The following is a 13278-nucleotide window of genomic DNA, read 5'->3' on the forward strand; positions in this document are numbered from 1 at the left end:
CGGGTTATTGAACTTTAGGCTACTATGCGACGCAAACTCGTCATCGGAAATTGGAAAATGAACGGCAGCCGCGACAGCAACGCTGCGCTGCTCTCCGGCATTACCGCAGGCCTGTCGGCAAAGGCGGCCGATTGCGCCGTCTGCGCGCCCGCGCCTTACCTGGCACAATGCCAGGCTGCGCTGCAGGGGTCGCCGGTCGCATGGGGGGCGCAGGACGTGTCGGCGTACGCCGCAGGCGCCTACACCGGCGAAGTGGCCGCTTCCATGCTGGCCGATTTCGGCTGCAGCCATGTGATCGTGGGCCACTCGGAACGCCGCGCCTACCACAAGGAAAGCAATGAGCTGGTGGCGCAGAAGACCGTCGCCGCGCTGGCCGCAGGCTTGATCCCGGTGGTGTGCGTGGGCGAAACGCTGGCCGAGCGCGAAGCGGGGCAGACCAATGTGGTCGTGTGCGCCCAGCTGCAAGCGGTGCTGGACGTGCTGGAAACGGCCGCGCTGGCCAAGGTCGTGCTGGCCTACGAGCCGGTCTGGGCGATCGGCACCGGCAAGACCGCCACGCCGGCCATGGCGCAGGAAGTGCACGCCCAGCTGCGCAAGCAAGTCGCCACGCGCGACGCGGCGGTGGCCGGCGGCATGCAGATCCTGTACGGGGGCAGCATGAAGCCCGAGAACGCGAAAGAATTGCTGGCCCAGCCCGATATCGACGGCGGCCTGATCGGCGGCGCGTCGCTGAAGGCGGCGGATTTCCTCGCCATCGTGCACGCGACCGACTAAGTGCTGGCAGTTGGCAGCAAGCAGTACCGGATTTAACTGAAATACTTTCAACTGGAAATGGAATAGCATGAACTCTTTGCACAACCTCATCATCGTCGTACAGGTCCTGTCGGCGCTGGCCATCATCGGCCTGGTGCTGCTGCAGCACGGCAAGGGTGCCGACATGGGCGCGGCCTTCGGCTCCGGCGCTTCCGGCAGTCTGTTCGGCGCCAGCGGCTCGTCGAACTTCATGTCGAAGTCGACCGCAGTGGCCGCCGCGATCTTCTTCGCCGCTACCCTGGCGCTGTCCTCGATCGCCAGCAACCGTAGCGTCAGCAGCGGCGGCGGCGTGATGGACAAGATCACCGCGCCAGTGCCGGCCAAAGGCGCGGGCGCGATCCCGACTGCCGGTTCGGCAAGCCCTGCGGCAGCCCCTACGGCCGCCGAAGCCGCCGCAGCCGCAGGCGTGCCTGCGGCAACCGCGCCAGCCGCTTCGGCGCCTGCCGCACCAGCAGTTCCGGCACCGGCGCCAGCGCCGGCGCCGCAGAAGTAAACTCCTCGAACTCCCTATACCGTAGGGATTCAGTCAAGCTTTACTGTTTTCTTCTTGTTTCGCTGCAATACGCATTAACAAAGCAGTGAAATCACTGTAGAATAACGGGCTTAACGCCGACGTGGTGAAATTGGTAGACACGCTATCTTGAGGGGGTAGTGGCGAAAGCTGTACGAGTTCGAGTCTCGTCGTCGGCACCAAAAAAGAAATGAGAAAGCCAGCAGGTGTGCTTGGGTAGGGTTCTCCCGATTCAAGCCTAAGCTGGTTTTTTTACGAGGATGTGTCGTTTGATCCTGGTCTCAATGTTGATTGGGGTCGAGCGTTAAATGTGCCGCTGAACAGCGCGGTGCCTTCCTAACCGATCGTTCAACATTAAGTTCTCATCAATGAACCTCGAAAACTACTTCCCCGTTCTCTTATTCCTGCTCGTCGGCCTCGGTGTCGGCGTAGTCCCCCAGGTGCTCGGCCGGCTGCTCGGCCCGCACAAGCCTGACGCGGCGAAATTGTCCCCCTACGAGTGCGGCTTCGAAGCCTTCGAAGACGCGCGCATGAAATTCGACGTACGATACTACCTCGTCGCAATTCTCTTTATTTTGTTCGATCTGGAAACGGCATTCTTCTTCCCATGGGGCGTCTCCATGCGCGAACTGGGCTGGCAGGGTTTCATTACGATGATGGTGTTTATCGCCGAATTCGTGGTCGGTTTTTGGTATATCTGGAAGAAAGGTGCCCTTGATTGGGAATAAGCCATGGCTATTGAAGGCGTATTAAACGAAGGTTTCATCACCACCACAGCCGACAAGCTGATCAACTGGGCACGCACCGGGTCGATGTTCCCGATGACGTTCGGCCTGGCATGCTGCGCGGTTGAAATGATGCACGCGGGCGCAGCCCGCTACGACCTCGACCGCTTCGGCGTCGTGTTCCGCCCATCGCCGCGCCAGTCCGACGTGATGATCGTCGCCGGCACGCTGTGCAACAAGATGGCGCCGGCGCTGCGCAAGGTCTACGACCAGATGTCCGAGCCGCGCTGGGTCATCTCGATGGGTTCCTGCGCCAACGGCGGCGGCTACTACCACTACTCCTACTCGGTGGTGCGCGGTTGCGACCGCATCGTCCCGGTCGACGTCTACGTCCCGGGTTGCCCGCCGACTGCGGAAGCGCTGCTGTACGGCATCCTGCAGTTGCAGAACAAGATCAAGCGTACCAACACGATCGCACGCTAAACGGGGCGCTTCAGAACTATGAGTACACAATTGGAAGTTTTGCAAAACGCCCTGGCCACGGCTTTGGGCGATCGCGTTACTACTGTGGTAGCGCTGGGTGAAGTCACCCTGACCGTGAAAGCGGACGATTACTATGCCGTCATGCTGGCGCTGCGCGACGACGCCACGCTGGCGTTCGAGCAGCTGATCGACCTGGCCGGCGTCGACTACCTGACCTACGGCGAAGGCACGTGGGACGGCTTGCGTTACGCGGTCGTCTCGCACCTGCTGTCGGTGCAGCACAACTGGCGCGTGCGCGTGCGCGTGTTCTGCGCCGACGACGACATGCCCATCGTGCAGTCGGTGATGCCGATCTGGCGCACCGCCAACTGGTACGAGCGCGAAGCGTTCGACCTGCTGGGCATCCTGTTCGATGGCCACAACGACCTGCGCCGCATCCTGACCGACTATGGCTTCATGGGCCATCCGTTCCGCAAGGACTTCCCGGTCTCCGGCTATGTGGAAATGCGCTACGACGAAGCACAGAAGCGCGTGATCTACCAGCCTGTGACGATCGATCCGCGCGAAAACGTACCGCGTGTGATCCGCGAAGAAAACTACGGGATGAAATAATGGCTGAAATTAAGAATTACACCCTGAACTTTGGTCCGCAGCACCCTGCGGCACACGGCGTGCTGCGCCTGGTGCTGGAGCTGGACGGCGAAGTGATCCAGCGCGCCGACCCGCACATCGGCCTGCTGCACCGCGCCACCGAAAAGCTGGCCGAGCAGAAGACCTATCTGCAGTCCGTGCCTTATATGGACCGCCTCGACTATGTGTCGATGATGTGCAACGAGCACGCCTATGTGATGGCGATCGAAAAGCTGCTGGGCGTTGAAGTCCCGCTGCGCGCGCAATACATCCGCGTCATGTTCGACGAGATCACCCGCCTGCTGAACCACCTGCTGTGGCTGGGCGCGCACGCGCTGGACGTGGGCGCCATGGGTCCCTTCCTGTACGCCTTCCGCGACCGCGAAGACTTGATGGACTGCTACGAAGCGGTGTCCGGCGCGCGCATGCACGCGGCCTACTACCGCCCGGGCGGCGTCTACCGCGACCTGCCGGACGCGATGCCGCAGCACCGTCCTTCGCCGATCAAGTCGGCCAAGCACATCAAGGAACTGAACGACAACCGCCAGGGCTCGCTGCTCGACTTCATCGAAGACTTCAGCAACCGTTTCCCGACCTATGTCGACGAGTACGAGACGCTGCTGACCGACAACCGCATCTGGAAGCAGCGCACCGTCGGCATCGGCGTGGTCGCGCCGGAAGACGCGCTGGCCATGGGCTTCACCGGCGCCATGCTGCGCGGTTCGGGCATCGAGTGGGATCTGCGCAAGAACCAGCCGTACGAAGTGTACGACCTGATGGACTTCGACATCCCGGTCGGCACCAACGGCGACTGCTACGACCGCTACCTGGTCCGCATCGAAGAGATGCGCCAGTCGAACCGCATCATCAAGCAGTGCGTCGAGTGGCTGCGCAACAATCCGGGTCCTGTCATGACCAGCAACCGCAAGGTGGCGCCGCCGTCGCGCGTGGACATGAAGACCAATATGGAATCGCTGATCCACCACTTCAAGCTGTTCACCGAGGGCTTCCACGTGCCGCCGGGCGAAGCATACAGCGCGGTGGAGCACCCGAAAGGCGAGTTCGGCATCTATCTGCTATCGGATGGCGCCAATAAACCGTACCGCATGAAGATCCGCGCTCCGGGCTATCCGCACCTGCAGGCGCTGGACGAAATGGCGCGCGGCCACATGATCGCGGACGCCGTGACCATCATTGGTACGCAGGATATCGTTTTCGGTGAAATCGACCGCTAAGCGGCCGAAGAATAGGCAAAGTATGTTGTTATCTGAAGATTGCTACAAAAAAATCGACCGCGAGCTGGCCAAGTACCCGGCCGACCAGCGCCAGTCGGCCGTGATGGCCGCGCTGGCCCACGCCCAGGTCGAACTGGGCTGGGTTTCGCCCGAGGTGATGAAGGAACTGGCCGACTACATCCGCATGCCGGCGATCGCCGTGCAGGAAGTGGCCACCTTCTACAATATGTACAACCTGAAGCCGGTCGGCAAGCACAAGATCACCGTGTGCACCAACCTGCCGTGCGCCCTGTCGGGCGGCGAGCGCGCCGCGCACCACCTGAAGCAGAAGCTGGGCATCGATTACCGCGACACCACCGCCGACGGCGAGTTCACGCTGATGGAAGGCGAGTGCATGGGCGCCTGCGGCGACGCGCCGGTGATGCTGGTAAACAACCACCGCATGTGCTCCTTCATGTCGAACGACAAGATCGACGCCCTGGTAGAGGAACTGAAGAAATGACCAGTCTGCACGACCGTCACATCAAGCCGCTGATCATGAAGGATCTGAACGGCGCCAACTGGCACCTGGCCGACTACGTCAAGCGTGGCGGCTATTCGGCGCTGCGCCGCATCATCGAAGAGAAGATTGCGCCGGAAGCCATCATCGCCGACCTGAAGGCCTCGGGCCTGCGTGGCCGCGGCGGCGCGGGTTTCCCGACCGGCTTGAAGTGGAGCTTCATGCCGCGCCAGTTCCCGGGCCAGAAATACCTCGTCTGCAACACCGATGAAGGCGAGCCGGGCACGTTCAAAGACCGCGACATCATGCGCTACAACCCGCATGCGCTGATCGAGGGCATGGCCATCGGCGCCTACGCCATGGGCATCACCGTCGGCTACAACTACATCCACGGCGAAATTTTCGCCGAGTACCTGCAGTTCGAGGAAGCGCTGGAAGAGGCGCGCGCCGCCGGCTTCCTGGGCGACAAGATCCTGGGCAGCGAGTTCAGCTTCCAGCTGCACGCGCACCACGGCTACGGCGCCTACATCTGCGGCGAGGAAACCGCGCTGCTGGAATCGCTGGAAGGCAAGAAAGGCCAGCCGCGCTTCAAGCCGCCGTTCCCGGCCTCGTTCGGCCTGTACGGCAAGCCGACCACCATCAACAACACGGAAACCTTCGCCGCCGTTCCCTTCATCCTGAACATGGGTGCCGAGAACTACCTGGCGATGGGCAAGCCGAACAACGGCGGCACCAAGATCTTCTCGATCTCGGGCGACGTCGAGCGTCCGGGCAACTACGAAGTCCCGCTGGGCACGCCGTTCGCGACCTTCCTCGAGCTGGCCGGCGGCATGCGCGGCGGCAAGAAGATCAAGGCCGTGATACCAGGCGGTTCGTCGGCGCCTGTCGTGCGTGGCGAACTGATGATGAACACCGATCTGGATTATGATGCGATCGCCAAATCCGGCTCGATGCTGGGTTCGGGCGCCATCATCGTCATGGACGAGACGCGCTGCATGGTGAAAGCCCTGGAACGCCTGGCTTACTTCTACTTTGAAGAATCGTGCGGACAGTGCACCCCATGCCGCGAAGGCACGGGCTGGATGTACCGCGTGGTCCACCGCATCGAGCACGGCCAGGGCCGCCCCGCCGATCTGGACCTGCTGAATTCGGTCGCCGACAACATCCAGGGCCGCACCATTTGCGCCCTGGGCGACGCCGCCGCGATGCCGGTACGCGCCTTCGTCAAGCAGTTCCGCGAAGAATTTGAATATCACGTCGAGCACAAGCATTGCTTGGTGCCCGCTTACCTCTAAGCTGCGTAACGATCATCATGGTTGAAATCGAAATAGACGGCAAGAAAGTCGAAGTCCCTGCTGGTAGCATGGTGATGGACGCTGCCAACAAACTGGGTACTTACATCCCCCATTTCTGCTATCACAAGAAATTGTCGATCGCAGCGAACTGCCGCATGTGCCTGGTCGAAGTGGAAAAGGCCCCCAAGCCTTTGCCAGCTTGCGCCACGCCGGTGTCGGCGGGCATGATCGTGCGCTCCGCCAGCGACAAGGCGGTGCAGGCGCAGAAATCGGTCATGGAGTTCCTCCTGATTAACCACCCGCTGGACTGCCCGATCTGCGACCAGGGCGGCGAATGCCAGTTGCAGGATCTGGCCGTCGGCTACGGCAAGGGCGAATCGCGCTACGAGGAAGACAAGCGCGTGGTCGTGCCCAAGCAGGCCGGCCCGCTGGTGTCGATGCAGGAGATGGCGCGCTGCATCCAGTGCACCCGCTGCGTGCGTTTCGGCCAGGAAGTGGCCGGCGTGATGGAGCTGGGCATGATAGGCCGCGGCGAACACTCGGAAATCACCAGCTTCGTCGGCGAAGCCGTCAGCTCTGAAATGTCCGGCAACATGATCGACCTGTGCCCGGTGGGCGCGCTGACGTCCAAGCCCTTCCGCTACAGCGCCCGTTCGTGGGAACTGTCGCGCCGCAAATCGGTCTCGCCGCACGACTCGCTGGGCGCCAACCTGATCGTCCAGGTCAAGGCCGGCAAAGTCATGCGCGTGCTGCCGCTGGAAAACGACGCGGTCAATGAGTGCTGGATTTCCGACAAGGACCGCTTCTCCTACGAGGCCCTGGGCGGCGAAGAACGCCTGACCCAGCCTATGCTCAAGCAGGGCGGCCAGTGGAAAGAAGTCGACTGGCAGACCGCGCTGGAATACGTGGCGCACGGCCTGAAGAACATCAAGCATGAACACGGCGCCGACGCCATCGCGTCCTACGCGACAGCGCATTCGACCACCGAGGAACTGCACCTGCTGCAAAAGCTGACCCGCGCCCTCGGTTCCGAGAACGTGGACTTCCGCCTGCGCCAGAGCGATTTCGCGCTGGACGGCCAGGTCACGCCATGGCTGGGCATGCCCGTGTCCGAGGTGACCGGCCTGCAGCGCGTGTTCGTCATCGGCTCTTTCCTGCGCAAGGACCACCCGCTGCTGGCGACGCGCATCCGCGCCGCCGTCAAGTCGGGCGCCAAGCTGTCCGTGCTGAACGGCACCGCCGACGACAGCCTGATCACGACCGCGAACCAGATCGTCGCCGCGCCGTCCGACTGGCTGGCCGCGCTGTCGCAAGTCGTGGTGGCCGTGGCCGCCGCGAAAGAAGTGGCAGCTCCTGCCGGTTTCGAAGGCATCGAAGCTTCGGATACCGCCAAGGCGATCGCCGCTTCGCTGGTTTCCGGCGAACGCAAGGCGGTCTTCCTGGGCAACGCCGCCGCTGCGCACCCGCAAGCGTCCGCGCTGCACGCCGCCGCGCAGTGGATCGCCGAGCAGACCGGCGCCAAGCTGGGTTACCTGGTGGAAGCCGCCAACACGGTCGGCGGCTACCTGGTCAACGCGACCGCCAAGAACGCCGCTCCGGCTTTCTCCGCGGCCAAGAAAGCCTACGTACTGCTGAACGCCGAACCGGAACTGGATGCGGCCAACCCGCAAGCCGCGACCGCCGCGCTGAAGCAGGCCGAGATGGTGGTTGTGCTGTCCGCCTTCAAGCATGGCATGGACCACGCCGACGTGTTGCTGCCGATTTCGCCGTTCACCGAAACCTCGGGCACCTTCGTCAACGCCGAAGGCCGCGCGCAAGGCTTCAACGCCACCGTCAAGCCACTGGGCGAGACCCGTCCGGGCTGGAAAGTGCTGCGCGTACTGGGCAACATCCTGGGCCTGTCCGGTTTCGACTACGAGACCTCGGAAGCCATCCGCGACGAGCTGTTCGGCAAAGGCGTGACCGACCTGTCGGCCAAGCTGAACAACGTTTCCAAGAAAGCGGCCGTGAGCGCCGCCTTCGGCACCGCCGGTGCGCTGGAGCGCCTGGCCGACGTGCCTATCCACTTCGCCGATGCCGTCGCGCGCCGTTCCGGTCCGCTGCTGGCGACCATCGACGGCGCCGCGCCGAAAGCGCGCCTGTCGGCGGCCACCGCCGCCTCGCTGGGCGTGAAGTCCGGCGACAAAGTGACCGTGACCCAGGGTTCCGGTTCGGCCGTGCTGGAAGCGGTGGTCGACGCCGCGCTGGCGGCCAACGTGGTCCGCGTGCCTGCCGCGCACGCGTCGACCGCGTCGCTGGGCGCCATGTTCGGCGCCATCACCGTGGCCAAAGCAGGGGAGGGCAAATAATGGCGCTGGAATTCGTCAACACCATCACCACCAACGGCTCCGCTCTGCTGGGCCCGCAACTGTGGTTCTTAGTCTGGAACATGGTCAAGCTGCTGTGCGTGCTGCTGCCGCTGATGGGCCTGGTCGCCTACGCCACCCTGTGGGAGCGCAAGCTGATCGGCTGGATCCAGATCCGTATCGGCCCCAACCGTGTCGGCCCCGCGGGTTTGCTGCAGCCGATCGCCGACGCGCTGAAACTGCTGCTCAAGGAGATCGTCATCCCGAGCAAGGCCGCCAAGGGCTTGTTCGTGATCGGTCCCGTGATGACCATCATGCCGGCGCTGGCCGCCTGGTCGGTGGTCCCGTTCGGCCCTGAAGCGGTGCTGGCCAACGTCAACGCCGGCCTGCTGCTGCTGATGGCCGTGACGTCGATGGAGGTGTACGGCATCATCATCGCCGGCTGGTCGTCGAACTCGAAGTTCTCCTTCCTGGGCGCGATGCGCGCCTCGGCGCAGATGATCTCCTACGAAATCCCGATGGGCTTCGTGCTGGTGGTGATCCTGATGGTGTCCGGTTCGCTGAACTTCATCGACATCGTGCAAGGCCAGGAAAAGGGCCAGATGGTCGACATGGGCTTGAACTTCCTGTCGTGGAACTGGCTGCCGCTGCTGCCGCTGTTCGTCATCTACCTGACCTCCGGCCTGGCCGAAACCAACCGCCACCCGTTCGACGTGGTCGAAGGCGAATCGGAAATCGTGGCCGGCCACATGGTGGAATACTCGGGCATGTCCTACGCCATGTTCATGCTGGCCGAATACGCCAACATGATACTGATCGGCGTGCTGGCATCGATCATGTTCCTGGGCGGCTGGGCTGCGCCGTTCAAGTTCCTGGAATTCGGCGGCGGTTTCGGCGGCTTCTTCTGGCTGTTCGCCAAGGCCTTCTTCATCGTGTCGATCTTCATCTGGGTGCGCGGTACTTTCCCACGCTACCGCTACGACCAGATCATGCGTCTGGGCTGGAAAATTTTCATCCCCCTGACCCTGGTCTGGCTGGTGCTGGTGGCCGGCGTGATTAATTCGCCGTGGAATATTTGGAAGTAAGGAAGCAAACATGGAACGAGTAAAAGAGTTCTTCGGCAGCCTGATGCTGACCGAATTGATCAAAGGCATGGCCCTGACGGGCAAGTACATGTTCGCGCGCAAGATCACGGTGCAGTACCCGGAAGAGAAGACGCCGATGTCGCCGCGCTTCCGCGGCCTGCACGCGCTGCGCCGCTACCCGAACGGGGAAGAGCGCTGCATCGCCTGCAAGCTGTGCGAAGCGGTGTGCCCGGCCATGGCCATCACGATCGAATCGGAGCAGCGCGACGACGGCTCGCGCCGCACCACGCGCTACGACATCGATCTGACCAAGTGCATCTTCTGCGGCTTCTGCGAAGAATCCTGCCCGGTCGACTCCATCGTGGAAACCCACGTGCTGGAATACCACGGCGAGAAGCGCGGCGATCTGTACTACACCAAAGAGATGCTGCTGGCAGTGGGCGACCGCTACGAAGCGGACATCGCCGCCAACCGCGAAGCGGATGCAGCGTACCGCTGATCGCCACCGATACTGATCTGGACTACAAATGGACTTTACAACCGTTTTATTCTACGTGTTCTCCGCCATCCTCGTGCTGGCGTCGATCCGCGTAATCACGGCCCCGAACCCGGTGCAGGCCGCGCTGTTCTTGGTGCTGGCCTTCTTCCAGGCGGCCGGCATCTGGATGCTGCTGAAAGCCGAATTCCTCTCCATCGTGCTGGTGCTGGTGTATGTCGGCGCCGTGATGGTGCTGTTCCTGTTCGTGGTGATGATGCTCGACATCCACACCGCCAAGCTGCGCGACGGCTTCTGGGGCTACCTGCCGGTCGCCGCCACCATTGGCGGCGTGATCGTGGTCGAGATGGCGTCGGTGATCTGGCGCTCCTTCGGCATCAACGGCGCCGTGGCGCCGGAAGCGGCCAACACCATCGGCGGCACCAAGGCCCTGGGCCTGCTGATCTACACCGACTACATCTACGCCTTCGAGATCGCCGCCGCGATCCTGCTGGTGGCCATCGTCGCCGCCGTGGCGCTGACGCTGCGCAAGCGCAAGGACATCAAGTACTTCGATCCGTCGGACGCGGTGCGCGTCAAACGCAACGACCGCCTGCGCATCGTCAAGATGAAGGCGACGCCGCGCGAGGTGGTTGGTGCGGCAGTGGCAGTGGCAACGAATGAAGCACCGAAGGAGGCGAAATGACTTTATCCCTGGCGCACTACCTGGTCCTGGGCGCGATCCTGTTCGCGATCTCGATCGTCGGTATTTTCCTGAACCGCAAGAACATCATCGTCCTGCTGATGGCCATCGAACTGATGCTGCTGGCGGTGAACATGAACTTCATCGCGTTCTCGCACTACCTGGGCGACGCGGCCGGGCAGATCTTCGTCTTCTTCATCCTGACCGTGGCCGCCGCCGAATCGGCGATCGGCCTCGCGATCCTGGTGGTGATGTTCCGTAACCTGGACACCATCAACGTTGAAGACCTGGATAGCCTCAAAGGCTAAGCATTAACCCGAATAATAAACATTAAGGTTCATCATGACGGGGCTTAACCCTAACCTCCTTTTGGCCGTACCGCTGGCTCCGCTGGCGGGCTCAGCTATTGCAGGCCTGCTCGGCACTAAATTCTTCGGCAACGTGGTCGGCCGCAAGGTCACCACCACCGCGACCATCCTGGGCGTGCTGATTGCCTTTATCATTTCCTTCCAGACCCTGCTCGCAGTGCTGGACGGCGCATCCTACAACGCGGACGTGTACCGCTGGATGACGGTGGCCGGCGTCAAGCTGGCGGTCGGCTTCCAGGTCGACGCGCTGACGGCGATGATGATGAACGTGGTGACCTTCGTGTCGCTGATGGTTCACATCTACACCATCGGCTACATGAAGGACGACGAAGGCTACAACCGCTTCTTCTCCTACATCTCGCTGTTTACGTTCTCGATGCTGATGCTGGTCATGTCCAACAACTTCCTGCAGCTGTTCTTCGGCTGGGAAGCGGTGGGCCTGGTCTCCTATCTGCTGATCGGTTTCTGGTACACCCGTCCGACCGCGATCTTCGCCAACATGAAGGCCTTCCTGGTCAACCGCGTGGGCGACTTCGGCTTCATCCTGGGCATCGGCCTGCTGCTGGCCTACGCCGGCTCCATGGACTACCAGGAAGTGTTCGCCAAGAAGGACGCACTGGCGCTGATGCACCTGCCGGGCACCGGCTGGATGCTGCTGACGGTGGCCTGCATCTGCCTGTTCATCGGCGCGATGGGTAAATCGGCCCAGTTCCCGCTGCACGTCTGGCTGCCGGACTCGATGGAAGGCCCGACCCCGATCTCCGCGCTGATCCACGCCGCGACCATGGTGACCGCCGGCATCTTCATGGTGACCCGCATGTCGCCGCTGTTCGAGCTGTCGGACACCGCGCTGTCCTTCGTGCTGGTGATCGGTTCGATCACGGCGCTGTTCATGGGCTTCCTGGGCATCATCCAGAACGACATCAAGCGCGTGGTCGCTTACTCGACCTTGTCGCAGCTGGGCTACATGACCGTGGCGCTGGGCGCCTCGGCCTACTCGGTGGCCGTGTTCCACCTGATGACGCACGCCTTCTTCAAGGCGCTGTTGTTCCTGGGCGCAGGCTCGGTCATCATCGGCATGCACCACGACCAGGACATCCGCAACATGGGCGGCCTGCGCAAGTACATGCCGATCACCTGGATCACTTCGCTGCTCGGCTCCCTGGCGCTGATCGGCACGCCGTTCTTCTCCGGCTTCTACTCGAAGGACTCGATCATCGAAGCGGTGCACGAGACCCATCTGTGGGGCGCCGGCTTCGCCAACTTCGCCGTGCTCGCCGGCGTGTTCGTGACCGCGTTCTACTCCTTCCGCATGTACTTCCTGGTGTTCCACGGCGAAGAGCGTTTCGGCAAGGCCCACGCGCACGACCATGGCCATGATGCCCATGCCAAGCATGATGCGCACGCCAAGCACGACGCACATGCGACCCCTGCGCACGATTCGGACGCGCACCACGACGAGGAAGACGACCACGGTCACCACGGCCTGGAGCCTGGCCAGAAGCCGCATGAATCGCCATTCGTGGTCTGGTTCCCGCTGGTGATGCTGGCCATCCCGTCGGTGCTGATCGGCTACTTCACCATCGGCCCTATGCTGCATGGCGACTTCTTCAAGGGCGTGATCGCCATCGCCCACGAGCACAAGGCGATGGAAATCCTGAGCGAAGAATTCCACGGCCCGATGGCCATGGCGATCCACTCGCTGACGTCGCTGCCGCTGTGGCTGGCGATTGCCGGTGTCGCGAGCTCGTACTACTGCTACATGATCAATCCACGTGTACCGGCCTGGTTCTTCGCCAAGTTCCACGCGATCCACACCCTGCTGGACAACAAGTACTACATGGACAAGTTCAACCAGGCAGTGTTCGCCGGCGGCGCGCGCGTGCTGGGCAACGGCTTGTGGCAGATCGGCGACCGTACCCTGATCGACGGCCTGGTGGTCAACGGCAGCGCGAAAGTGGTGGCGTGGTTCTCCTCGCTGACCCGCATGGCGCAGACCGGCTACATCTACCACTATGCGTTCGTGATGATCCTGGGCATTGTCGGTTTCCTGGTCTACTTCCTGCCGTTTTGGCACGCTTAACAGCTGACACGCAACTAGAAAAAAGATA

14 protein-coding genes and 1 tRNA gene are annotated in these 13278 nt (G+C 62.4%); all 15 read left to right on the top strand.

Features of this window, described 5'->3' with window-relative positions:
* Positions 1–24 precede the first annotated feature (24 nt).
* The 15 genes from tpiA to nuoL all read left to right on the top strand — a co-directional run bounded on the left by tpiA (position 25) and on the right by nuoL (position 13250).
* On the top strand, positions 25–774 hold the full coding sequence (tpiA, locus tag ACSQ8Y_RS03265) for a triose-phosphate isomerase (protein WP_436265028.1): 750 nt from the start codon (positions 25–27) through the stop codon (positions 772–774).
* Positions 775–841: 67 nt separating this feature from the next.
* Complete coding sequence (gene secG, locus ACSQ8Y_RS03270) at positions 842–1306, top strand: preprotein translocase subunit SecG (RefSeq protein WP_436265029.1); 465 nt, start codon at positions 842–844, stop codon at positions 1304–1306.
* Positions 1307–1421: 115 nt separating this feature from the next.
* Positions 1422–1506: transfer RNA gene (locus tag ACSQ8Y_RS03275), tRNA-Leu, on the top strand.
* 186 nt (positions 1507–1692) lie between these two features.
* Positions 1693–2052, top strand: a complete 360-nt coding sequence (locus ACSQ8Y_RS03280; protein ID WP_093556298.1) for an NADH-quinone oxidoreductase subunit A — start codon at positions 1693–1695, stop codon at positions 2050–2052.
* A gap of 3 nt (positions 2053–2055) precedes the next feature.
* The gene (locus ACSQ8Y_RS03285) at positions 2056–2532 is read left to right on the top strand and encodes a NuoB/complex I 20 kDa subunit family protein (protein ID WP_436265030.1); all 477 of its coding nucleotides are present in this window, start codon (positions 2056–2058) and stop codon (positions 2530–2532) included.
* Between the two features lie 18 nt (positions 2533–2550).
* Positions 2551–3144 carry an NADH-quinone oxidoreductase subunit C gene (locus ACSQ8Y_RS03290; RefSeq protein WP_436265031.1) on the top strand — a complete coding sequence of 198 codons (594 nt, stop codon included), beginning with the start codon at positions 2551–2553 and terminating at the stop codon, positions 3142–3144.
* Positions 3144–4397, top strand: coding sequence for an NADH-quinone oxidoreductase subunit D (locus tag ACSQ8Y_RS03295; protein WP_436265032.1), 1254 nt, complete (start codon positions 3144–3146; stop codon positions 4395–4397). Before ACSQ8Y_RS03290 ends, ACSQ8Y_RS03295 begins: the two co-directional genes overlap by 1 nt.
* Before the next feature lie 22 nt (positions 4398–4419).
* Positions 4420–4899 (top strand): NADH-quinone oxidoreductase subunit NuoE, encoded by a 480-nt coding sequence (gene nuoE / locus ACSQ8Y_RS03300; protein WP_436265033.1) that lies wholly within the window; start codon positions 4420–4422, stop codon positions 4897–4899.
* A complete protein-coding gene (gene nuoF, locus ACSQ8Y_RS03305; RefSeq protein WP_436265034.1) occupies positions 4896–6191 on the top strand; it encodes an NADH-quinone oxidoreductase subunit NuoF in 1296 nt (431 codons plus the stop codon). The genes nuoE and nuoF overlap by 4 nt, the downstream gene beginning before the upstream one ends.
* A gap of 17 nt (positions 6192–6208) precedes the next feature.
* Positions 6209–8539 (top strand): NADH-quinone oxidoreductase subunit NuoG, encoded by a 2331-nt coding sequence (nuoG, locus tag ACSQ8Y_RS03310; RefSeq protein WP_436265035.1) that lies wholly within the window; start codon positions 6209–6211, stop codon positions 8537–8539.
* A complete protein-coding gene (gene nuoH / locus ACSQ8Y_RS03315; RefSeq protein ID WP_436265036.1) occupies positions 8539–9621 on the top strand; it encodes an NADH-quinone oxidoreductase subunit NuoH in 1083 nt (360 codons plus the stop codon). Before nuoG ends, nuoH begins: the two co-directional genes overlap by 1 nt.
* A 10-nt stretch (positions 9622–9631) precedes the next feature.
* Complete coding sequence (gene nuoI, locus ACSQ8Y_RS03320; protein ID WP_436265037.1) at positions 9632–10120, top strand: NADH-quinone oxidoreductase subunit NuoI; 489 nt, start codon at positions 9632–9634, stop codon at positions 10118–10120.
* 28 nt (positions 10121–10148) lie between these two features.
* Positions 10149–10802 (top strand): NADH-quinone oxidoreductase subunit J, encoded by a 654-nt coding sequence (locus ACSQ8Y_RS03325; protein ID WP_436265038.1) that lies wholly within the window; start codon positions 10149–10151, stop codon positions 10800–10802.
* A complete protein-coding gene (gene nuoK, locus ACSQ8Y_RS03330) occupies positions 10799–11107 on the top strand; it encodes an NADH-quinone oxidoreductase subunit NuoK (RefSeq protein WP_008450334.1) in 309 nt (102 codons plus the stop codon). The genes ACSQ8Y_RS03325 and nuoK overlap by 4 nt, the downstream gene beginning before the upstream one ends.
* A 34-nt stretch (positions 11108–11141) precedes the next feature.
* A complete protein-coding gene (gene nuoL, locus ACSQ8Y_RS03335; protein WP_436265039.1) occupies positions 11142–13250 on the top strand; it encodes an NADH-quinone oxidoreductase subunit L in 2109 nt (702 codons plus the stop codon).
* The last annotated feature ends 28 nt before the right edge of the window (positions 13251–13278 follow it).

Source organism: Pseudoduganella sp. LjRoot289, assembly GCF_964252925.1.
Taxonomy (GTDB): Bacteria; Pseudomonadota; Gammaproteobacteria; order Burkholderiales; family Burkholderiaceae_D; genus Rugamonas.

Bases quoted from the DNA above. Each gene is read 5' to 3' on its own strand.
- nuoH (WP_436265036.1), top strand. From the start codon at position 8,539: ATGGCGCTGGAATTCGTCAACACCATCACCACCAACGGCTCCGCTCTG.
- nuoF (WP_436265034.1), top strand. From the start codon at position 4,896: ATGACCAGTCTGCACGACCGTCACATCAAGCCGCTGATCATGAAGGAT.
- secG (WP_436265029.1), top strand. From the start codon at position 842: ATGAACTCTTTGCACAACCTCATCATCGTCGTACAGGTCCTGTCGGCG.
- nuoG (WP_436265035.1), top strand. From the start codon at position 6,209: ATGGTTGAAATCGAAATAGACGGCAAGAAAGTCGAAGTCCCTGCTGGT.
- ACSQ8Y_RS03295 (WP_436265032.1), top strand. From the start codon at position 3,144: ATGGCTGAAATTAAGAATTACACCCTGAACTTTGGTCCGCAGCACCCT.
- tpiA (WP_436265028.1), top strand. From the start codon at position 25: ATGCGACGCAAACTCGTCATCGGAAATTGGAAAATGAACGGCAGCCGC.
- ACSQ8Y_RS03280 (WP_093556298.1), top strand. From the start codon at position 1,693: ATGAACCTCGAAAACTACTTCCCCGTTCTCTTATTCCTGCTCGTCGGC.
- nuoL (WP_436265039.1), top strand. From the start codon at position 11,142: ATGACGGGGCTTAACCCTAACCTCCTTTTGGCCGTACCGCTGGCTCCG.
- ACSQ8Y_RS03285 (WP_436265030.1), top strand. From the start codon at position 2,056: ATGGCTATTGAAGGCGTATTAAACGAAGGTTTCATCACCACCACAGCC.
- nuoE (WP_436265033.1), top strand. From the start codon at position 4,420: ATGTTGTTATCTGAAGATTGCTACAAAAAAATCGACCGCGAGCTGGCC.
- nuoK (WP_008450334.1), top strand. From the start codon at position 10,799: ATGACTTTATCCCTGGCGCACTACCTGGTCCTGGGCGCGATCCTGTTC.
- ACSQ8Y_RS03325 (WP_436265038.1), top strand. From the start codon at position 10,149: ATGGACTTTACAACCGTTTTATTCTACGTGTTCTCCGCCATCCTCGTG.
- ACSQ8Y_RS03290 (WP_436265031.1), top strand. From the start codon at position 2,551: ATGAGTACACAATTGGAAGTTTTGCAAAACGCCCTGGCCACGGCTTTG.
- nuoI (WP_436265037.1), top strand. From the start codon at position 9,632: ATGGAACGAGTAAAAGAGTTCTTCGGCAGCCTGATGCTGACCGAATTG.